Genomic DNA, 18951 nt, shown 5'->3' with positions numbered 1-18951 from the left:
CCCCCAATTAGTTTAAATTAGTTTCGAGGCTCGAATGTCCGGGCTGTAACGGTTCACGCGGGGCGAGGCCTCCTGATTAAAGAGGTAAATGGGGTCTGACCCCAATTAGTTCCGAAGCTCAAGACCCACGACGTTATGGTCGGTGGAGCCTACGAACAGTCTGCCGAATTTTATGCAGAGATCATCGACAATTGCGGGGGCAAGTGTGAGTGGCTAGAAGCCGCATTGAAAAAGACGATAGGGGATGGTATTAACATGGCGGCCTACGCTGTGCTCGGAGGTGGTGGTGCTCCGAAGCCGTCGGCGGGTGTGGGGTCGGCAAGTGGAAGTGGTGCAAAAGCGACAGGAGCTGCCGGTGAAAGTGCAGGCGCCATGCGCCGATTGGACTATGAAGCTGCTCCCTACCACGGGAAAGTCGATAATGCAGTTAAGAGTCGTGCTCCGGTTAATGGTCAAGAAGCGCTAGATTTTCGATTCAAGTTAAACCGACATCCCCTCGCCGAGTCGGAATTGACTACGATTCTAAAGATTTTGTTGTTTTTGACAAAACGCTAGATACGACTTATCACGGCCATGTCCGCTCTTGGAGTGATTTGCATCCAGACATGCAAAAAGCCCTGCAACAGGCAGGTATGGCTGATCGTAAAGGTAATATTCTTACTGGTGGGAAGCGATAATGAACTATCAAGATTTCCAACCTTATAATAAGCAAACTTTAGAAAAAGCTTTTGCTTCGAGGGATGTTAAGAGCATTTGTGAGGAACTTGTCTCCGTTGCTTTAAATGATTCTGATTGGAGATGGGCACAGAATAAATGCTTAGAATTCCTCAGCAACGAAAGCCCTGATGTTAGAGGGCTTGCAGCAACTTGTCTTGGACATATAGCAAGGATTCACCGCCAGCTTGATAAAGAAAAAGTACTCATTGCTCTTCGTGAACATCTAGATGACAACATCATCTCAGGGCAAATTGCGGATGCTCTAGACGATATCGATATGTTCTTGAGGTAGTATCACATTGGTATTGTCGTGCTGATGTTGATTTATCTGTAAAAGTCTCGTATCGGAGAAATCGGGGTCAGACCACGTTTTTACAAAGGTCAGCAACATTGCTCTTTAAAAAAATGAGAATGGTGGTCTGACCCCTATTTCCCACGACATCGACAATCTCAAGGCAGAAATATCTCTGTTTCTATTGACTGGCCTTTTCCCTGAGTTGTTGGCGGTTAGGGCGGGGTAAATGGGGTCTGACCCCCAATTAGTTCCAGCCAGATACAACCAGCCACTACGGGTTCGGATGTAGGTAATATCTGCTACCCAGGCCTTGTTCGCCGCCTCGGGTTCAAATTGGCGGTTCAATACATTTTCAGCAATCGGCAGGTCATGTTTGCTGTCGGTGGTGTGCACAAATTTACGCTTCCAGGCCGAACGCAGGCCGTTGACGCGCATCATGCGGCGAATCTTGTAAATGCCTACTTCCATACCCTTTGCGCTTAACGCTTTACGCAATGGGCGACTGCCATAACGCCGCCACTTTCAGCAAACGACGCCTTGAGTTGCAGAGCAACGGGGCAGATCGATGCAGGAGCCTCAGCGCGCTTGTTGGCCTCGTAGAAGGCGGATCGACTAACCCCCAACAAACGGCACACATACGCCACCGAATAAGCCTTCTGTTGCAGCTGCCGAACCAAGCGGTACGTTACTTCAGCTCGCGGGCAAAGAAGGCGGTGGCTTTTTTTAATACATCGTTATCCATCTTGAGCTGACGGTTTTCTTGCTCCAACTGGCGAATACGCTGTTGCTCAGAGGTCAGTGGCTTGCCGATCCCGGCTTGCCCCAACTTCTCGGCCTCATACTGTTGTACCCGGCGTCGAACGGCCGTATCACCAATATCAAGATCACGACAAACCTGTGAAACACTCAGGCCTTGGTCCTTGATCATCTTTACAACTTCCAGCTTGAAGCTGTCGTCGAATACTTTGCGTTTGCCGGTCATGGAGAACTCCTCAATAGGTGCATTTTCCACCTATCGGGGTGTCCGGGGAAATTAGATCACTACACAACCCGGACTTTAGCCGTGCCAACCCACTACTTTGCCAACGGTCCACAGCAGAAGAGCAAAGCTCAAAAGCCCTATGACACTCCACTGCAGGATTGCCAGCTTTCGCTTAAGTGGTGCTGGGAAGGTTCTCAAATCTTCCGCGTTTAACTGACCTCTTTTGAGAAGACCGTTTGGAAAGGTGACGATCCCAGAAAGCCCACCCACGAGCAGCAGTTTGCCCCAGGGGCCGCCATCTTTGAGCGGGGCTCTAGCCAGAACCGCGGGGCATTTAGTCAAGTGATTCAGCATTAAATCCATCTGGGTATAAGCCATATGCAGTGCGAACCCTATCCAAGCAATAATACCCAGCACAACGCCGCCAGACAGGTATCCAAAAAGGGTTTCGGTAGCGGTCATTTGGTCTTCTCATAAATGACTTCGCCAAATTTCTCACTTGCGGTGCCCACAACAGTTCCCCCAGCAAAAGATCCGGCTCCCACCACCACAATGCCGCATGCCAAGGTCGCGGCTCCCACAGTCGGCACGCCTAGCGCAACGCATAGGCGCTGACCACGGAGCCTGTTAAAAACGCTCCCGCTGCGGCGCCTCCGGCAACCGTGCCGATATAACTGCCTGTTTCAGTGTATTTGACCTTCTCGCATGCCCCCTTATTACCAGCCGAACAGACATTCTGAACCTTCAGAGCGGACGCTCCCGCGCCTACAGCCATGCCGATCCAGCCGCCATACTTGATGGCTTTAGCTGCTCTGGATATCCCTTTAATGTGGGTGGCATACCCTGGGATCTGCCCAGGTGTCCCTGCCTGCGTCCAGCGATGCACGAGGCTTCGACTTGAAATGCCTAATGCAAATTTCAGGTTCGGATGATCAGGCAGGCCTGTGCCTTTACGCACAAAGGATGTCAGGTGGGTATCGAGCTGGGCGAGCAGGCGTTTGCGTTCACTGAAAAACTCAGGTGATCGTAAATGCCCATCCTTGAGGAACGCCCGCTGATGCAGCGCCTCGATTTCCTGTAGGACGTTTTTGAGGTCGTCCAGATTTCGGGCAAACATGGCTTCGCCTACGCCAATGGCAGTTGACCCGAGGGCCAGGAAACTTTGGATTTCCTCACGGTGGCGCATCATGAAGTTCGCCTCGTCCGCGCTAAGTGGGGCCAGGGATTCATTGGTGTGCGCTGCTGCTTCCATCAGCCTGCTTTCTTCGCGGGTGCATTGGAAGTTGTTCGGGTCGCTGAGCACGATCATCGAGCCGGCTTTGACTTCGCTGAGATTGGGGTTCAGCGATTGGAATTTATCCAGCACTGCGGGGCTGGGTGACTGGAAAAGGGTCTTTTTCAACGCGTCGGCCGTTGTGCTCTCCGGTACGACGTAAAAGCCCGGCTCTTGGGGCTGAGGGCTAGTACGCATTGGCTTGCTGACCGGTAGAGGCGTCGGTTCGGTTGATCGGCGCTTATGGAAGCGACCTGCCCAGCCTTTGTCGGTGATGAATGAGTACTTACCGGAGGTGTCGTTGCTCAGTGGGCTGAAGGGCGCGTTAGTCACCAATAACAGATGACCACTTTCAACCGCGTCCAGAATCTCTTGCTGGCCCCAGGCTCTACCGAACGTGCGGACATCAAGCCCGCTGATGGTTGAGAATGACCGTCCCTCAAATGCGCTTCTCACGTCGGAGGCCGCAAAAAAGGCGACTCGATTTGTTTGAAGGTTATTCCTAAACGCTCGCGGTCGTGCCAGTGAATCAAGCGCATCGATTATCGTCCTGATAGGGGAAGCCTAGCGGCCTGCATCCATTGATAGGAGGGCGAAAGATAAGTCGTGGATTGGCAGCGCGAGAATGCGGGGGTTATTGCATTTTATTTCTAGCGGGGTGAAGCAAGACGCGAACCCCTATATTTTCAATGCAGGTTGCCAAATTTAGAGGGAAGTCGAAGCAAAGTTTTCGAGGATTCTGTGAAGGCATCATTGTTAAATGAAATTACAGCGAGTGCCCGATAGTTATATCGGGCTCCCGCCAAGCATGGAGGATACTTTACGAAATGATTGGCCCCTCAAAGAAAGTGCCTCGAACCGTTTTACACCCGCCATGGCTTCGTTTTCGTCGAAAGCAGTGAATTCGACAATTATTATGACCGTCAGCACCTTACGCCGCGCTGTGCACCTTGCCAGCCAGGTGAAATGATTTGAATCCAGCGCCCTCCTTCTAGACAATCCCCGCCTTTGGCTCGAAAGGATGCGTGCGATGAAGTTCGAAGGGACTTTCCAATACATGGGCAATCACGGGATCGTGTTCAACGTCTCGCAGATCACCCTCACCGACAGCGAACGCGGGCGGCTGCGCGAGCTGCATTTTGGTGAGGCGAAGAGCGCGCACTACGAGGTCAACCGCAAGGTCGTCGAGGTGTACGACAAGATGCTGGCCAAGAACCTGCCGTGCCTGATGATGATCGGCATCTCCAAGCCGCTGACTCGGCAGCAGGGCGATGTGCTCAACGCCCAGCGCACCAGAATCGCCAACTTGGCGGCCTCGGCCTTCGCGGGCGTCACCTCTTACGTTGCCTCCCCCTACGTGGGGGCCCCCGTCGGCGCCGGTGTGCGCATGTACGTGAATGAAACCCTGCCCACCTATCATGCAGGCGACATACTGGTGAGCATCGAGGCGCAGGTGAACGGCGGTATCGGCCCGCAACGTACCGCCTCGACACTGATCATCAAGACCTGACGGGAGAAACCCATGTCTGACATTACCCAACTGGTCGCTGCTCTGGTGCTGTTCTTTCTGCTCGATCGGTTTCTTAAGTCGTACCCGCTTCGCAAGTGGTTAGGGGTACTGCTGGTGGCGATGGGGGCGGTCGGCTGCGTTGCGGCGAGCCACATCCGCTTGCTTGGATTTGACCTGGGGTTGCTGTCGATCTTTGCCGTTGCACTGGGGGTGGGGTTGTTCCTAAAGCGGCGGCGGTTCGAGCAGATGGGTTGAAGGTGGCAGGGGCTCCGCGGTTTAGTGCTCCAATGCCTGTCATACAGGAAGCAGCGGCGCAAACATTTGTTGTGATGCTTACGGCAGCGCTCTCTCGGCGACAGCCCTCCAGCGCCCAACCCATGATCGTTCCCAAGCACCGCGTGGGAACGATCAGCATGGCGTTACGCCGTGGCGTGTGCTCCATCAACAACGACGTTATACGGCGCTTGCTCACGATCCCGCAGGCCGTAATCACGAATGACCGAAGTCACGCGAACGCGGTAATCGTCGAAGATCTTGTCGCGCCCGGCGCGTTGTGCAGACAGGTGCGCGGTGACGTTGCGCCACTGCACCACGGCTTCCTCATCGCGCCAGGTGGTCACCGACATCACCTTCTTGGGGTTCAGCGTGCTCTGAAAACACTCGACGGAGATAAACCCGTCCATGGGTTCCAGCAACGGGGTCAGCTTATTGACCAGGTCCACGTAGGTCTCGCCCTGGCCCGGTAGTGCCTGCAATTCGAATAACACGACGATCATGATTGACTCCTCATCCTTGACGGTTTTTTCAGGTGGTTTTAAACCGCGGCGGTTGCCCGCCGTCAGTGGGTTAACGGGGGCCCAGGTTGTTTAGCCAGGCGCGCATCACGTTGCCAGCAGCGTGGGTCAGGCGATCGCCCAGGCCAGCGGCCGTGGCGCGCAGTGCGACGAGGTCGATGCCGGCGTGGGCGAGTTCGCTGGCGTGGCCAACCAGCCACTGTTCGATGTGGGTGGTGTTGGCTTCGAGATGAAACTGCAGGCCCAGAATCGTGCGGCCCACGGCAAACGCCTGGTGGGCGCCCACTGGTGTGCTGGCCAGCAATACGGCACCGTCGGGCACATCGAACTGGTCGCCGTGCCAGTGCAACACGGGCGTGTCCATCAGCGCGGCGAGCGGTGAGTCCTGGCCGGCCGGAGTCAAGGTCAACGCGGAAAAACCGATCTCCTTGACGCCCAACGGGTAGACCTTGGCGTGCATGGCGCGGGCGATCAGCTGTGCGCCCAGGCAGATGCCCAACAACGGTTTGCCGGACGCCACGCGCTGGCGCACCAGCTCCAGTTCGTCGTGCAGAAACGGGTACAGGTCCTCGTCATACGCGCCAATCGGGCCGCCGAGCACAATCAGCAAGTCGGCCTGCAGCACCTGCTCCCTATAGATGGTGTCCACGGTGGGGTCGAGGTAAATCAGGGTGTAGCCTTCATCGGCCAGCACCACATCCAAGGTGCCCACGTCTTCAAAATGAATGTGGCGCAGTGCAATAGCAGTTTTCATGGAAACACTCAGCGGTTGAAATAAGGGCGTGACGGTTTATGCAGTGGGGTTGAGGTCGACCTTGATCGTCCCCGATTGCGGGAAGGTGCAGCAGGCCAACGCAAAGCCTTCTCCCTTGTCCTTATCGGTCAGGCAAAAGTCGGGCTCGAGGGTGTATTCGCCCTCGGACAATTTGATCCGACAGTGGCCGCAGATCCCGGCGCGGCACAGGCTGCGCACTGCAATGCCGCTGGATTCGAGCATCTCCAGCAGGCTCTTGCCGGCGGGCAGTTCCAGCAACTCGTCGGTGTGGCTGATGTGCAGGCGCAGCGCATCGCTGGTCGCAGGTTGCGCCTGCGCGGCCCTGACCGGCGGGGAGAAGGATTCGATCAGCAATTGGCTGTCCGGAAACAGCGCCAGCGTTTGGTCGCGCAAGCCTTGGGCAAAACGTTGACTGCCGCAGATCACCAACGTGTCCGGGTTACCCAGCAGGTTCAGGTCGGCGGCGGTGGGGCGGCCGGCCCTGAAATGGCCGTTGCTGCGTGCAGCTTCGCGGGTAATGAAGACATGCAGCGAAAACCAGCGGGTGTTCAGTTCCAGGTCCAGCAACTCATGCAGGAAGGGAATGTCGGCCACCGTCGGCACACACAACAGCAGGCTTACCTCGGGCACCGCCAGGCCACGTCGTGCGCGTTCCAGCAGGCCGCGCAGCAAGGCGATTGGCAAGGTGATGCCGATGCCGCCAGCGAGCATGCCGACGTGCTTGCAGCCGATGATCGACCCCAGGCTGATGTCCCCGGCCACAAACTCCACCGCGACCTGCGAACCCTCCTGCAAGGTAGCGTGCAACTGGTCCGAGACCCCGCCATGGCCTTCGCGCTTGACCGCAATCTCGAACCCGTCGGGGCCTTGCCTGCGAGTGATCGAATACAGCCGTTGCTGGGGCGTGCCCGTAGCGTCCGGAAAGCGCAGCGCCACGTGCTTGCCGGGTTCCAGGCGGTCGAGGAACTCGGCGTGGGCGCCCACGGCGCGCAGGCTGAAGACGTTGATCGCAGCGGTTTCAATGGTCACGCGTTCGCAACGGGCCTGCAGTGGGGTCATGGCGTTCATGCGCGGGCCTTCTCGCTCAAAGTTTCGATGGCGTGTTCGGCGCTGCTCAGGCCTTTGCCGGTCAGGCCGATACGGTCGATCAGGGCCTGGAGCGAGTCGGTGTATACGCTGATTTCGTTGTTGTCGCCCACGTCATGCAGGATCTCGCTGGCATGCGGCATCTGCAGTATCGAGAACACCTTGGCCCATGCGCCCATTTCGTTGTTGGCGAACATCTGCACGGTGCGCAGGATGATTGAGCGCAGGTACTCGCGCTCGGTGCGACTCAGGCCATGAACGATGTCGGAGGCGACAAAACTGAACACGCTGGAATGGCTCCATTCATCGATGGCGTGGGTGCGTGTGACCTCGTGGCACACCGCCTGGATGCTGGTGTCTTCGGCCATGGTCTTGAGGTAATCGGTGATCAGCGTTTCACTCGCGCACGCCACACCAAAACGGGTCAGGCGGCGCTCCCATTCGGCCGTGCAGTTGGCCAGCAGGGCTTCGCGCCAGGTCACTAGGTTGAACGCGCTGAAATCCAGCGGGGTCAGTTTGCGCATATCGTAGATGTAGTTGCAGGCCATGATCGACATACGCGTGTGCAGGGCTTCGTCCAGCAGTGCCTGGGACATCACGTCCTGCAGCAGGGCGCGATTGTGGCTGTGTGGCGGGGTCTTGATGATGTCCTCGCAGGCGGGCACCACCACGTCGCACTCGATGTAGATCGTCTTGAGGTTGTAGATGCCCCACGCGTAGGACAGGCACTTGGATTGCAGGTCCTGGGGCGCTTCGAGCCAGGCCTGGTGATGACGGAACGGCAGCAGCGACAGGCTGAAATCCTGCTTCTTCGGGTCAAAGGCCAGGCCCCAGTAATCCGGTTGCGGATTGTTCACGGCAGCGCGAGTTTTCCAGAGCCCGGACAACTTGGCGAGCATGTTTTTTACCACGTCATCGGTACCACAATTCAAACGGTCCATGTTTTAACTCCAAGGAAAACAACTATTGGTGTTCGGGTTAACCGCGCAGTCCTGTGCAAACATGACGGGGCCCACAAGGGGGTTGCTGCGTAATAAATGCGGGACGTTGCCCTTCAAGTCTGCGGCAAAAAAAACGCCGGGGATATTGCTCCAGGTCAGCTGAATTGCGGGTGTGATGCGGGCATTTTCCGGGTTTTGGCCAAGTGCCGTTCCTGCATCAGGGTCAGCGCGACCGTCAGGCCCATAAAGGCAGCACTGGCCCAGAAAATCGAGTTGGGGTGGCCTTGGTCGAGTAGCCAGGCGAACCCGACCGGGCCGAGGGTGCCGCCGATATTGAAGCCGGTGGAGACAATGCCGAAGGTCTTGCCTTCGGCGCCTTTCGGCGACGCTGCGCGCACCAGCATGTCGCGGGACGGCGCGATCACCCCGGTCAGGAAACCCGCTACACCGAGTACCAGCAGCAGTGCCAGCTCGCTCAAGTGCGCCGTGGCGACCAACAGTATCAACCCGCTGGCCAGGGCAAACGCGCTGGCGGCCACCACGCCATGGCGGCGGGTGCGGTCGGCCAGTGCACCGCCTGCCAGCACGCCAAAGGCGCTGGCAAACAGGAACGCGGTGAGTGCCGAGTTGGCCCAGGTCAAGGCCACGCCCTGGCCTTGCATAAGGGCCGCGACCGAGAATTTTTCAATTGCGCCGGTGCTCAGGTTCAGCAGCACGAACAACAACGTCAGGCTCAGCACCAAGGGCGAAAGCAACGAGCGCCGACGCGTGTCGAGGGGCGCCGGGTCGGCCGCTGGCGACACATAATTGACTTGGGCCCGTGCCGCGCCAGGTATCGACAACACCGCCAGCGCGACAAACCCTACGCCTGCGGCGGCGGCAAACGCCATGGCCGGCGTGCTCGCCACGGCGATGCTCAACAAAAACACCGGGGCCACGGCGGCGCCGAGGAAGCCGGCGAAGGTGTGCACGGAGAACGCTTTGCCAATGTGGGCAGGGTCAATATGGCGGGACAGCAGGGCATAGTCGGCCGGGTGGTAAACCGCGTTGGCGACGCCGGCCAGCGCCATGCCGATCAGCAAGCAAAGGTAGCTGGGCACGAGTGCAATCAACAGGAAACTGCCACTGCCCACTGCCAGCGCGGCTAGCAGCAGGCGGCGTGCGCCGAAGCGGTCCACGGCAAATCCCATCGGCGCCTGCACCAGCGCGGTGACGATGTTGAACAGGCTCAGGGCCAGGCCCAACTGCACGTAATCGACGTCGAAAAAAGCCGGGAGGAGGGGAAACAACGCCGCCAGCACCATGATGTGCAGATGACTGACAAAGTGCGCGGCTGCGACCTGCGGCAGCAGTCCGATACGAAAAGACGTCATGGCAGAACCTGGGGAATGGGGGTGACAAAACCGGCGCAGAGCTTAGTGAGGTGTTGGTCTTGCGGGATAGTCCAATGTTCAGAGGTTCACCAGACCACTTTGCAGCGCTACTGGCCTAGCGCCGTGGCGCCGCGCCGCGCAGTGGTCTGCAACGCTGGCGCAAACTGGTATACCGACGCGGGCCGTGGGCCGCTAGGGTAGACGCCGTTTGCCAATCGACGTTTTCACAGGGAGTGACCATGCCGCATTTCGCTTATCGAGACGGGCACGCGCTGCCGGTGCTCAGTGGCGTCGCACTGGCCCAGGCGGACGGGGATGTGTGGCGTGCCATCGACGCCGAGCGCCAACGCCAGATGCAGTCAATCGAGCTGATTGCTGCCGAGAATTTTGTCAGCCGTGCAGTGCTTGAAGCCCAGGGCTCGGTGCTCACCAACAAGCATGCCGAAGGGTATCCGGGGCGCCGTTATTACGCCGGCTGCTGCAACGTCGACGCGGTAGAAGAGCTGGCCAACGAGCGCGCCCGGCGGTTGTTCAACTGTGCCTACGCCAACCTGCAACCCCACTCGGGCAGCCAGGCCAATCAGGCGGTGTTTCTGGCGCTGCTGGCACCGGGCGACAAGATCCTCGGCCTGGACCTCAAGTCCGGCGGGCACCTGTCCCACGGCGCGGCGTTCAATATGTCCGGGCGCTGGTTTCAGGCCCTCAGTTATGGCGTGGATCCGCTGACCCATCGGGTCGACATGGACCAGGTCGAGCAGATGGCCCGCCAGGAACGCCCGCGATTGATCATCGTCGGCGCTTCGGCCTATTCACGGGCGCTGGACTTCGCGCGCTTTCGCGCAATTGCCGACGAAGTGGGGGCCTTCCTGATGGCCGACATTGCCCACGTCGCCGGACTGGTAGCGGGCGGAGCGTACCCGTCGCCGGTGCCGTTCGCCCACGTCACCACCATCAGCACCCACACCACACTGCGCGGGCCGCGCGGCGGGATGATCTTGTGCAACGAGCCGGGCATTGCGCAGAAAATCAATGCGGCGGTGTTTCCCGGCCTGCAAGGCGCGCCGCTGATGCACACACTGGCGGCCAAGGCCGTGGCGCTCGGCGAAGCCTTGCAACCGGCGTTCAGCACCTACGCGCATGCGGTGATTGCGAACGCCCAGGCCTTGTGCGGGCGCTTGGCCGAAGGCGGGTTGTCGGTGGTCTCGGGCGGCACCGACTGTCACCTTGGCGTGATTGACCTGCGGCCGTGGGGCCTGGTCGGCAATGTCGCCGAACAGGCGCTGGAAGCGATCGGGATTACCGTGAACAAAAATATCGTGCCGGGCGACGAGGTCAAACCCAGTGTCACCTCCGGCATTCGCATCGGCAGCGCGGCCTGCACGTCGCGGGGCATGGGCGTGGATGAATTTCGCGAGATCGGCGACATGATCCTCGCCATGCTCGGCGGCGTGCGCAGCGGCGCCCTCGACAGCCGCACCGAGCGCTCGATTCGCGAAGGCATCGGCGAACTGACCAAGCGTTTCAAGCTGCCTTACTGAGCGGCTGCCTCTAGATTTTCAGCGCATTGGCCAGGCGCAGCATGGCGGCTTCGATTTCATACGCGGTCAACGACGAGTAGCCCAGCAGCCAGCCGTATTGCTGCGGTTCGCCTGCGTACAGCTTGCTGAGTCCGGACAATTGCACGCCGGCGGTGGCCGCCTGGCGGATGGTTTTTTCTTCGCTCCAGCCCGCCTTCAACAGACACGGAATCTGCAAGCCGCCCGGTGGCAACTGGGCGGTGACGACCTCGCCCAGGTACTTGCCAATGGCGTCATGCATGATCGAGCGTCGCCCGGCATACAGCTTGCGCATGGCCCGCACGTGGGCGTTGTAATGACCGTCTTCCATAAACCGCGCCAGGGTCAGTTGCAGCACTTGCGGCGTATGCCCGTCCATCATGCTGCGCGCGTAGGCAAAGGGCTTGACCAGTTCGTGGGGCAGCACCATGTAGCCCATGCGCAAGCCGGGGTAGAGCGTCTTGCTGAACGTGCCGATGTAGAGCGTGCGCTGATACTTGTCCAGGCCCTGCACGCAGGCGGTGGGTTGTCCGTCGTAATGGAACTCGCTGTCGTAGTCGTCCTCGATCAGCCACTTGCCTTTTTCTGCCGCCCAGTTGATCAACTCAAGGCGCCGTTCCAGCGGCAGCGTCACGCCGGTGGGGTATTGGTGCGACGGTGTGACGTACACGCAGTTGGCGCCGCTGCGGTCGGCGTACAGCAGGTCGGTGCGGATGCCGCGTTCATCGACATCGATGGGCAGCACCTTGGCTTCAGCGATCTCGAAGGCTTTGCGTGCGCCGTAATAGCCAGGGTTTTCGAGCAAGATCGGCTTGCCGGCATCCACCAGCAACTGCGCGCAGAGGTACAAGGCCTGGCGCGTGCTGCTCAGCACCAGCACCTGATCGGGCGAACACTTGGCCCCGCGCTCTAGGTTCAGGTAGGTGGCAATCGCCTTGCGCAGCGGCTCGGCGCCTTGAGGGTCGCCGTGCAAGAGCACGTTGGCGCGATAGTCCTTCATCACCTGGCGTTGCAGGCGTTCCCAGACATCCGTGGGGAAACTGCGGGTTTCCGGCAAACCGGTGGCGAAGGCCTTGATGACTTGCTGGTCGCTGACGCCGCCCGTTTCGAAGATCATCCGCCCGCGCTGGCTCAGCTCGGCGCCGGGTGCGGCGGCGTTGCTGCGCACTTCCTGGGCCTTGATGCGCCGGCGTGTGGCGCCGCGCAATTCGACGCCGACCGTGTCGCAGACGTAACTGCCGGCACCCTCGCGGCGCACGATAAACCCGTCCCGATGCAACTGTACGTAGGCGTTCTCGACGGTGTCGCGGGCGCACCCCAGCGACTTTGCCAACACCCGTGTGGCAGGCAGTTTCAGGCCGGGGCCGAGGGCGCCGTCGAGGATCAGTGCGCGCAACGCCCGCTGGATGCGCTGGTGCAAGTCCAGCAGTTGAAACTCCACGTCGTTGAGGCGCATTTTCAGGGTTTCGAGCTCGAAGGTTTTTGCCATGCGGTCTGCTCCGTCCTTTGGAATTGGCCTGTAATGGCAGGCCAGTCTATCCGTAGAATCCAGCCCTCGCCAGCCCGGCCCCGGCGCGTGGCGAGCCCGCACGATGCGAGTGTTCTTGAACAGGAGTTACGCGACGATGGCCAGATCCCACAACTTCAGCGCCGGCCCCACGGCGGTGCCGCTGGAAGTGCTCACCCAGGCACACGAAGAATTTTTTGATTTTGCCGGCACCGGTATGTCGGTGATGGAGATCAGCCATCGCTCCCGCGTGTTCATGGACGTGGCCCGCCAGGCGGAGCAGGACCTGCGCAACATTCTCGGCGTGCCGGACGCGTACAAAGTGCTGTTTTTGCAAGGCGGCGCCTCGCTGCAGTTCGCCCAGGTGCCGATGAACCTGTTGGGCGACAAAGGCACGGCGGACTACCTGCACACCGGCCTCTGGTCGGGTAAGGCGATTGAAGCGGCGCGGCGTTATTGCGATGTGCGAATCGCGGCCAGTGCCCGCGCAACCGGCTTCGACCGCGTGCCTGACGCAGCGAGCTGGCACCTCAATCCTGACGCCGCCTACCTGCATTACACCGAGAATGAGACGGTCCACGGCGTGCAATTCATCGCCCCGCCCAACAGCGCCGCGCCGCTGGTGTGTGATGCCTGTTCAAGCCTTTTGTCCAAGCCGATGGACGTCGCCCGGCATGACCTGGTGTATGCCGCCGCCCAGAAAAACATGGGGGTGGCCGGGTTGACGGTGGTCATCGTCGACCCCGCATTACTGGAACGCTCCCATGCCTTCACTCCGGACATTCTCAACTACGCCCACATCAGCGATGCGCAGTCGATGCTCAATACCCCGGCGACGTTTCCCTGGTACCTCACCGGCCTGACGCTCAAGTGGATCAAGCACAACGGCGGTCTGCCGGCCTTGCATGAGCGTAACCAGACCAAGGCACGCCGGCTCTATCGCGTCATTGACGAGAGCGGCGGTTTCTACCGCAATCGGGTGCAGCCGGCGTACCGCTCGATCAACAACGTGCCGTTCGTGCTGGCGGATTCGACGCTGGAGAAGACCTTCCTGCGCCGCGCCGAAGACGCCGGCCTTAACGGCTTGAAAGGCCACGCCAGTGTCGGCGGCCTGCGCGCCAGCCTCTACAACGCCGTCTCGTTAACCGCAGTCGAGGCGCTGACTGACTTTATGGCTGACTTCGCACGCGCACATGGGTAACCGCCCCTGCGCGAAAAAGTGGTCTGGTCTGCCGCGCGCAAGCGTAGGGGCAAACCCCACCATTCAACGGCTATAAATGACCGCCTGGCCACGGCCTGATCCATTGTCCAGCAAGGAGCCAAGACTTATGCCCTCTACTCAATCCCAGTCGTCCCTGCGTCTGCGGGATGTGCTGCACCCGGTGGTTGCCGGGCTGATTTCGGTGATCGTCAATTACGGCGGCACCTTCATTCTGGTGTTCCAGGCCGCCAAGGTTGCCGGCCTCAGCCCTGAGCTGACGGCGTCGTGGGTCTGGTCGGTGTCGATTGGCGTCGGTGTGACCGGGTTGTTCCTCAGTTGGGTGAGCCGCGAGCCGATCATCACCGCCTGGTCGACCCCGGCGGCGGCGTTCTTGATCGTTGCCCTGGCGACCACGCCCTACGCCGAGGCGATTGGTGCGTATTTGATTTCAGCGGCGGCGTTCGTGCTGCTGGGTGTATCCGGCTATTTTGAAAGGGCTGTGCGCCTGATCCCGCCTGGCGTTGCGGCGGGCCTGCTGGGCGGCATTCTCTTGCAGTTCGGCATCGGTGCATTCGCGAGCATGACGGTCGACCCGCTGTTGGTGGGGCTGCTGATCGGCGCCTACATCGTGTTCAAACGCTTGAGCGCACGCTACGCGGTGGTCGGCATTCTGGTGCTGGGGCTGGGCTTTTTGCTGATGCAGGGGCGAGTGGATTTTTCCGGACTGGCGCTGGAGTTCGCCACACCGGTATTCACGCGGCCCGAGTTCTCGCTCAATGCGTTGCTGAGCGTGGCGTTGCCGCTGTTTCTGATCACCCTCACAGGGCAGTACATGCCGGGCATGCTGGTGCTGCGCAATGACGGCTTCAAGACCAGCGCCAACCCGATTCTCAGCGTGACCGGGCTGGGTTCGCTGCTGATGGCGCCGTTCGGCTCCCATGCGTTCAATATCGCGGCAATCACGGCGGCGATCTGCACCGGCAAGGAAGCGTCCGAAGACCCTTCCAAACGCTGGATCGCCGGGGTAGCGGCAGGGGTGTTCTACATCCTGGTGGGGATTTTTGGCGTAACCCTGGCGGCGGTGTTCATGGCCTTTCCGGCGACGTTCATTACCACCCTGGCCGGGCTGGCGCTGCTCGGCACCATCGGCGGCAGCCTGGCCAATGCAATGGCGGACGTCAAATCCCGTGAAGCCTCGCTGATCACCTTTCTGGCGTGCGCCGCCAACATCACCTTGCTTGGCATTGGCGGCGCGTTCTGGGGCTTGCTCATCGGCCTCGCGGCGTATGCGGTACTCAATGGACAACTGCCACGTCGTGAAAAAACCACTGCGGTGACCACCAAGGGAGCGACCCACTGATGACTGGGCAAGCCGAACACCTCACCACGCTCCACGCCGACCATGGTCGCTATCCGCAGGCGGTCAGCGTCGAGGACTTTCGTCGCAACCTTGCCGCTGTGCAGCAACGCATCATCGATGCTTGCCACCGTGTCGGGCGTGACCCGGCCACCGTGCGGTTGCTGCCGGTCAGCAAGACCTTCGACGAAGCCCATCTGCGCATGGCCTATGCCGCCGGTTGCCGCCTGCTCGGCGAAAACAAGGTGCAGGAGGCCCAGCGCAAGGCGCAAGCCATGAGCGACCTGCACGACCTGCAATGGTCAGTCATCGGCCACCTGCAAACCAACAAGGCCAAGCAGGTTGCGCGTTTTGCCAGCGAATTCCAGGCGCTCGACAGCCTGCGCGTGGCCGAAGTGCTGAACCATCGCCTGCAGCTCGAAGGTCGGCAGATGGATGTGTTCGTGCAGGTCAACACCTCGGGCGAAGCCAGCAAGTACGGCCTGGCTCCCGAGGATGTGGCGGCGTTCATCGCGGCGCTGCCGGCATTCCCAGCGTTGCGGGTTCGCGGGCTGATGACCCTGGCGCTGTTTTGCGCCGACGTGGTGCGGGTTCGCCCCTGCTTCGTGCGCTTGCGTGAATTGCGCGACCGCTTGCTCGCGCAGGTGCCCGAGGGCGTGTCGCTGCAGGAGTTATCGATGGGCATGTCGGGCGACTTTGAAATTGCCATTGAAGAGGGTGCAACCGTGGTACGCGTCGGCCAAGCCATCTTCGGTGCCCGCGCCATGCCCGATGCCTATTACTGGCCCACGGCCGACGCCAGACCGCGCAACGACGACGAGTTGCCGGCGCTCGCCCCTTAACGTTGATTGATCTTTATAGGAGGCCTGCAATGTCCGCTGCACCCGCTTACCTGATGCACACCTCATCCCGTCAGCCGGTTTCGTTCAGCCGAGGCCTGGGCGCCCGCCTGTGGGACACCGACGGCGTTGAATACCTGGATGCCATCGCCGGTGTGGCCGTGACGAGCCTGGGGCACGCCAACCCGGAAATTGCCGCCGCCATCGCCGAGCAGTCCATGCAGTTGCTGCACACCACCAACATGTTTCGCATCCCGTGGCAGGAGCAACTGGGCGAGCGGTTGTGCCTGTTGTCCGGCATGGAGCGCGCGTTTTTCTGCAACTCCGGCGCCGAGGCCAATGAAGCCGCGCTGAAACTGGCGCGGTTGCACGCCCATGCCCGAGGCGTGGCCCAGCCGCAGGTGCTGGTGATGGACAACAGCTTCCACGGGCGCACCCTCGCCACGCTGGCGGCCACCGGCAACCCGGCGGTGCACGTCGGTTTCGAACCGTTGATGCCCGGCTTTGTGCGCGTGCCGTACAACGACATCGAGGCGATTCGGGCGGTCGCGGCGCGGTCACCCAACATCGTTGCAGTGCTGGTCGAACCGGTGCAGGGCGAGGGTGGGGTGCATGCGGCGTTCGCGGGCTACCTGCAAGGGTTGCGCGCCCTGTGCGATGAACACGACTGGCTGATGATGATTGATGAAGTGCAAACCGGCATGGGCCGCACCGGCGCCTGGTTTGGCTTTCAACACGCGGGCATCGAGCCGGATGTCATCACCCTGGCCAAGGCACTTGGCAACGGCTACCCGATAGGCGCATGCCTGGCGCGGGGCAAGGCCGCCGAGCTGTTTTCCCCCGGTCACCATGCGTCCACGTTTGGCGGTAACCCGCTGGCCTGCCGCGTGGGGTGCACGGTGCTGGACATCATGCAGCGTGAGCACCTGCCACAACGCGCCGCGGCCAGCGGCCGACGCCTGCTGGCCGCGCTCAAGCTGGCGCTGGGCAACCATCCCGAGGTGGTGGCCATTCGTGGTATCGGCTTGATGGTCGGCGTCGAACTCAACCGCCCGTGCGGCGAGCTGGTCGACCGCGCCCGTGAAGAACAACGCCTGCTGATCACCGTCACCCGTGGCACCACCGTGCGCCTGTTGCCCGCACTGATCTGCGATGACACACAGATCGACGAGATCGCCGCACGTGTCATTCGCCTGCTGTCGCCCGCTGTTTGAATTTGTTAACCAAGGACGCCCCCACCATGTACGACTCAACGCTCACCCTGGATGCTTTCGACCCTGAACTGCGTGAGGCGATTCATAACGAAGCGCATCGCCAGGAAGACCACATTGAGCTGATCGCGTCGGAGAACTACGCCAGTCCGCTGGTCATGCAGACCCAGAGCACGGTACTCACCAACAAGTACGCCGAGGGCTATCCCGGCAAGCGCTACTACAGTGGTTGTGAATACGTTGATGTGGCCGAGCGGCTGGCGATTGAGCGGGTCAAGACCCTGTTCAACTGCGACTACGCCAACGTGCAGCCTCACGCGGGTGCGCAGGCCAACGCGGCGGTGTTCCTCGCGTTGATCAACCCCGGTGACACCGTGATGGGCATGAACCTGGCCCAGGGCGGCCACCTGACCCACGGTAACCCGGCGAACTTTTCGGGCCGGCATTACAAGATCGTGCCCTACGGGCTGGACCCGAAAACCGGTTTTCTCGACTACGACGAGATGGAACGAATTGCCCTGCAGACGCGCCCGAAAATGTTGATCGGCGGCTTCTCGGCGTACTCGCGCTACAAGGACTGGGCACGCATGCGCACCATCGCCGACAAGGTCGGCGCCATATTCTGGGTCGACATGGCCCACGTCGCCGGGCTGGTCGCCGCCGGCGAATACCCGGACCCGCTGCCCCATGCGCATGTGGTCACCAGCACCACGCACAAAACCCTGCGCGGCCCACGGGGCGGTTTGATTCTGTCGAAGGGCCAGGACGAAGCCTTCTACAAGAAACTCGATTCGGCAGTGTTTCCCGGCGTGCAGGGCGGCCCGCTTATGCACCAGATTGCAGCCAAGGCCGTGGCGTTCAAGGAAGCGCTGACGCCCGAGTTCCGCGTCTACCAGACCCAAGTGGTGATCAACGCCCGCGCCATGGCGGCGGTGCTGCAAAAGCGCGGCTACAAGATCGTCTCGGGCGGAACCGACAACCACATGATGCTGATCGACCTGTCCGACAAGCCCTACACCGGCAAGGACGCCGATGCGGCATTGAGCAGCGCCTACATCACCGCGAATAAAAACTCGGTGCCGAATGACCCACGCTCACCCTTCGTGACCTCCGGCTTGCGCATCGGCAGCCCGGCGGTGACGACGCGGGGCTTCGGTGTCGAGGCCTGCGAGCAAGTGGCAGGGTGGTTGTGCGACGTACTCGACGCCCTGGAATATGGCGACAGTGACAAGGTCGGCCACCACGTGCGCGAACAGGTTGTCGCACTGTGCCGGCGTTATCCGGTTTATCGCTGAATGGGTTTGGGGGGCCGCGTGGACGGCCCCTGATTCACTTCTTTGCCGAAAAGGACGCTCATGCAGCCCTGCTTCCAGCTTTATCAGGCGTTCGATCTGGGGGAGTGGGGGCGTCGTGATGATCTGCCGGAGATTGATCCCGGTGAGCCCGAAAGTCACAGCGCGTGGTACTTCCCAAAAAATGATCTCAATTTGACGGCTCACCGGGCGCTGCCGCTTCAACTGCGTGTTGGAAGTGG

At 60.5% G+C, this 18951-nt stretch carries 18 protein-coding genes and 2 pseudogenes; 11 read left to right on the top strand and 9 right to left on the bottom strand.

Annotation, left to right across the window (positions count from 1 at the left end):
• Positions 1 to 135 precede the first annotated feature (135 nt).
• Entirely contained in the window at positions 136 to 555 is a 420-nt protein-coding gene (locus AACY08_RS21790) for a hypothetical protein (RefSeq protein ID WP_339471355.1), read from the top strand.
• A 121-nt stretch (positions 556 to 676) separates the two neighbouring features.
• The gene (locus AACY08_RS21785; protein ID WP_339471354.1) at positions 677 to 1009 is read left to right on the top strand and encodes a hypothetical protein; all 333 of its coding nucleotides are present in this window, start codon (positions 677 to 679) and stop codon (positions 1007 to 1009) included.
• A 255-nt stretch (positions 1010 to 1264) separates the two neighbouring features.
• Here the strand turns inward: AACY08_RS21785 and AACY08_RS21780 are convergent.
• The 3 genes and pseudogenes from AACY08_RS21780 to AACY08_RS21770 form a co-directional block, all read right to left on the bottom strand.
• A pseudogene (locus AACY08_RS21780) lies at positions 1265 to 1994 on the bottom strand (IS3 family transposase); the annotation flags it as partial.
• Between the two features lie 75 nt (positions 1995 to 2069).
• Positions 2070 to 2456 carry a hypothetical protein gene (locus AACY08_RS21775; protein WP_339416436.1) on the bottom strand — a complete coding sequence of 129 codons (387 nt, stop codon included), beginning with the start codon at positions 2454 to 2456 and terminating at the stop codon, positions 2070 to 2072.
• A 130-nt stretch (positions 2457 to 2586) separates the two neighbouring features.
• Positions 2587 to 3723, bottom strand: coding sequence for a hypothetical protein (locus AACY08_RS21770; RefSeq protein WP_339471353.1), 1137 nt, complete (start codon positions 3721 to 3723; stop codon positions 2587 to 2589).
• A 382-nt stretch (positions 3724 to 4105) separates the two neighbouring features.
• On the opposite strand from AACY08_RS21770, the pseudogene AACY08_RS21765 reads away from it, so the two are divergent.
• The 3 genes and pseudogenes from AACY08_RS21765 to AACY08_RS21755 all read left to right on the top strand — a co-directional run.
• A pseudogene (locus AACY08_RS21765) lies at positions 4106 to 4242 on the top strand (GNAT family N-acetyltransferase); the annotation flags it as partial.
• A 55-nt stretch (positions 4243 to 4297) separates the two neighbouring features.
• The gene (locus AACY08_RS21760; protein WP_131699819.1) at positions 4298 to 4777 is read left to right on the top strand and encodes a hypothetical protein; all 480 of its coding nucleotides are present in this window, start codon (positions 4298 to 4300) and stop codon (positions 4775 to 4777) included.
• A 12-nt stretch (positions 4778 to 4789) separates the two neighbouring features.
• Positions 4790 to 5032 carry a hypothetical protein gene (locus tag AACY08_RS21755; protein ID WP_065874196.1) on the top strand — a complete coding sequence of 81 codons (243 nt, stop codon included), beginning with the start codon at positions 4790 to 4792 and terminating at the stop codon, positions 5030 to 5032.
• Positions 5033 to 5196: 164 nt separating this feature from the next.
• Here the strand turns inward: AACY08_RS21755 and AACY08_RS21750 are convergent, their stop codons facing one another.
• From AACY08_RS21750 to AACY08_RS21730, 5 genes are all read right to left on the bottom strand, one after another.
• Positions 5197 to 5553 carry an antibiotic biosynthesis monooxygenase family protein gene (locus tag AACY08_RS21750; RefSeq protein ID WP_065880860.1) on the bottom strand — a complete coding sequence of 119 codons (357 nt, stop codon included), beginning with the start codon at positions 5551 to 5553 and terminating at the stop codon, positions 5197 to 5199.
• A 70-nt stretch (positions 5554 to 5623) separates the two neighbouring features.
• Entirely contained in the window at positions 5624 to 6325 is a 702-nt protein-coding gene (locus AACY08_RS21745) for a glutamine amidotransferase (RefSeq protein WP_339471352.1), read from the bottom strand.
• 36 nt (positions 6326 to 6361) lie between these two features.
• Positions 6362 to 7414: a 2Fe-2S iron-sulfur cluster-binding protein gene (locus AACY08_RS21740; RefSeq protein WP_339471351.1), complete on the bottom strand. Its 1053-nt coding sequence runs from the start codon at positions 7412 to 7414 to the stop codon at positions 6362 to 6364.
• Complete coding sequence (locus tag AACY08_RS21735) at positions 7411 to 8373, bottom strand: AurF N-oxygenase family protein (RefSeq protein ID WP_339471350.1); 963 nt, start codon at positions 8371 to 8373, stop codon at positions 7411 to 7413. Before AACY08_RS21735 ends, AACY08_RS21740 begins: the two co-directional genes overlap by 4 nt.
• A gap of 155 nt (positions 8374 to 8528) precedes the next feature.
• Entirely contained in the window at positions 8529 to 9746 is a 1218-nt protein-coding gene (locus tag AACY08_RS21730; RefSeq protein WP_339471349.1) for an MFS transporter, read from the bottom strand.
• A gap of 239 nt (positions 9747 to 9985) precedes the next feature.
• Here AACY08_RS21730 and AACY08_RS21725 point away from each other — a divergent pair, with 239 nt between their 5' ends.
• Positions 9986 to 11284, top strand: coding sequence for a serine hydroxymethyltransferase (locus tag AACY08_RS21725; protein ID WP_339427438.1), 1299 nt, complete (start codon positions 9986 to 9988; stop codon positions 11282 to 11284).
• 10 nt (positions 11285 to 11294) lie between these two features.
• Here the strand turns inward: AACY08_RS21725 and pdxR are convergent, their stop codons facing one another.
• Positions 11295 to 12791, bottom strand: a complete 1497-nt coding sequence (gene pdxR, locus AACY08_RS21720; protein ID WP_339471348.1) for a MocR-like pyridoxine biosynthesis transcription factor PdxR — start codon at positions 12789 to 12791, stop codon at positions 11295 to 11297.
• Positions 12792 to 12927: 136 nt separating this feature from the next.
• On the opposite strand from pdxR, the gene serC reads away from it, so the two are divergent.
• From serC to glyA, 5 genes are all read left to right on the top strand, one after another.
• Positions 12928 to 14010 (top strand): 3-phosphoserine/phosphohydroxythreonine transaminase, encoded by a 1083-nt coding sequence (serC, locus tag AACY08_RS21715; RefSeq protein WP_339471347.1) that lies wholly within the window; start codon positions 12928 to 12930, stop codon positions 14008 to 14010.
• Between the two features lie 127 nt (positions 14011 to 14137).
• Positions 14138 to 15370 carry a benzoate/H(+) symporter BenE family transporter gene (locus AACY08_RS21710; RefSeq protein WP_339471346.1) on the top strand — a complete coding sequence of 411 codons (1233 nt, stop codon included), beginning with the start codon at positions 14138 to 14140 and terminating at the stop codon, positions 15368 to 15370.
• Positions 15370 to 16209 (top strand): YggS family pyridoxal phosphate-dependent enzyme, encoded by an 840-nt coding sequence (locus AACY08_RS21705; RefSeq protein WP_339439585.1) that lies wholly within the window; start codon positions 15370 to 15372, stop codon positions 16207 to 16209. The genes AACY08_RS21710 and AACY08_RS21705 overlap by 1 nt, the downstream gene beginning before the upstream one ends.
• A gap of 29 nt (positions 16210 to 16238) precedes the next feature.
• Entirely contained in the window at positions 16239 to 17420 is a 1182-nt protein-coding gene (locus tag AACY08_RS21700) for an aspartate aminotransferase family protein (protein ID WP_339471345.1), read from the top strand.
• 26 nt (positions 17421 to 17446) lie between these two features.
• A complete protein-coding gene (gene glyA / locus AACY08_RS21695; RefSeq protein ID WP_305394087.1) occupies positions 17447 to 18712 on the top strand; it encodes a serine hydroxymethyltransferase in 1266 nt (421 codons plus the stop codon).
• The last annotated feature ends 239 nt before the right edge of the window (positions 18713 to 18951 follow it).

Origin of the sequence: Pseudomonas sp. EL_65y_Pfl1_R83 (assembly GCF_963970695.1) — a bacterium.
GTDB lineage: Bacteria > Pseudomonadota > Gammaproteobacteria > Pseudomonadales > Pseudomonadaceae > Aquipseudomonas > Aquipseudomonas tritici.
Note: the sequence above shows the minus strand (reverse complement) of the source record. Positions and strands in the feature narration are given on the sequence as shown.

What these genes read in the sequence shown, in the direction of transcription:
- AACY08_RS21790 (WP_339471355.1), top strand. Translation starts at nt 136, where the DNA reads ATGGTCGGTGGAGCCTACGAACAGTCTGCCGAATTTTATGCAGAGATC.
- AACY08_RS21785 (WP_339471354.1), top strand. Translation starts at nt 677, where the DNA reads ATGAACTATCAAGATTTCCAACCTTATAATAAGCAAACTTTAGAAAAA.
- AACY08_RS21775 (WP_339416436.1), bottom strand. Translation starts at nt 2,456, where the DNA reads ATGACCGCTACCGAAACCCTTTTTGGATACCTGTCTGGCGGCGTTGTG.
- AACY08_RS21760 (WP_131699819.1), top strand. Translation starts at nt 4,298, where the DNA reads ATGAAGTTCGAAGGGACTTTCCAATACATGGGCAATCACGGGATCGTG.
- AACY08_RS21755 (WP_065874196.1), top strand. Translation starts at nt 4,790, where the DNA reads ATGTCTGACATTACCCAACTGGTCGCTGCTCTGGTGCTGTTCTTTCTG.
- AACY08_RS21750 (WP_065880860.1), bottom strand. Translation starts at nt 5,553, where the DNA reads ATGATCGTCGTGTTATTCGAATTGCAGGCACTACCGGGCCAGGGCGAG.
- AACY08_RS21745 (WP_339471352.1), bottom strand. Translation starts at nt 6,325, where the DNA reads ATGAAAACTGCTATTGCACTGCGCCACATTCATTTTGAAGACGTGGGC.
- AACY08_RS21740 (WP_339471351.1), bottom strand. Translation starts at nt 7,414, where the DNA reads ATGAACGCCATGACCCCACTGCAGGCCCGTTGCGAACGCGTGACCATT.
- AACY08_RS21735 (WP_339471350.1), bottom strand. Translation starts at nt 8,373, where the DNA reads ATGGACCGTTTGAATTGTGGTACCGATGACGTGGTAAAAAACATGCTC.
- AACY08_RS21730 (WP_339471349.1), bottom strand. Translation starts at nt 9,746, where the DNA reads ATGACGTCTTTTCGTATCGGACTGCTGCCGCAGGTCGCAGCCGCGCAC.
- AACY08_RS21725 (WP_339427438.1), top strand. Translation starts at nt 9,986, where the DNA reads ATGCCGCATTTCGCTTATCGAGACGGGCACGCGCTGCCGGTGCTCAGT.
- pdxR (WP_339471348.1), bottom strand. Translation starts at nt 12,791, where the DNA reads ATGGCAAAAACCTTCGAGCTCGAAACCCTGAAAATGCGCCTCAACGAC.
- serC (WP_339471347.1), top strand. Translation starts at nt 12,928, where the DNA reads ATGGCCAGATCCCACAACTTCAGCGCCGGCCCCACGGCGGTGCCGCTG.
- AACY08_RS21710 (WP_339471346.1), top strand. Translation starts at nt 14,138, where the DNA reads ATGCCCTCTACTCAATCCCAGTCGTCCCTGCGTCTGCGGGATGTGCTG.
- AACY08_RS21705 (WP_339439585.1), top strand. Translation starts at nt 15,370, where the DNA reads ATGACTGGGCAAGCCGAACACCTCACCACGCTCCACGCCGACCATGGT.
- AACY08_RS21700 (WP_339471345.1), top strand. Translation starts at nt 16,239, where the DNA reads ATGTCCGCTGCACCCGCTTACCTGATGCACACCTCATCCCGTCAGCCG.
- glyA (WP_305394087.1), top strand. Translation starts at nt 17,447, where the DNA reads ATGTACGACTCAACGCTCACCCTGGATGCTTTCGACCCTGAACTGCGT.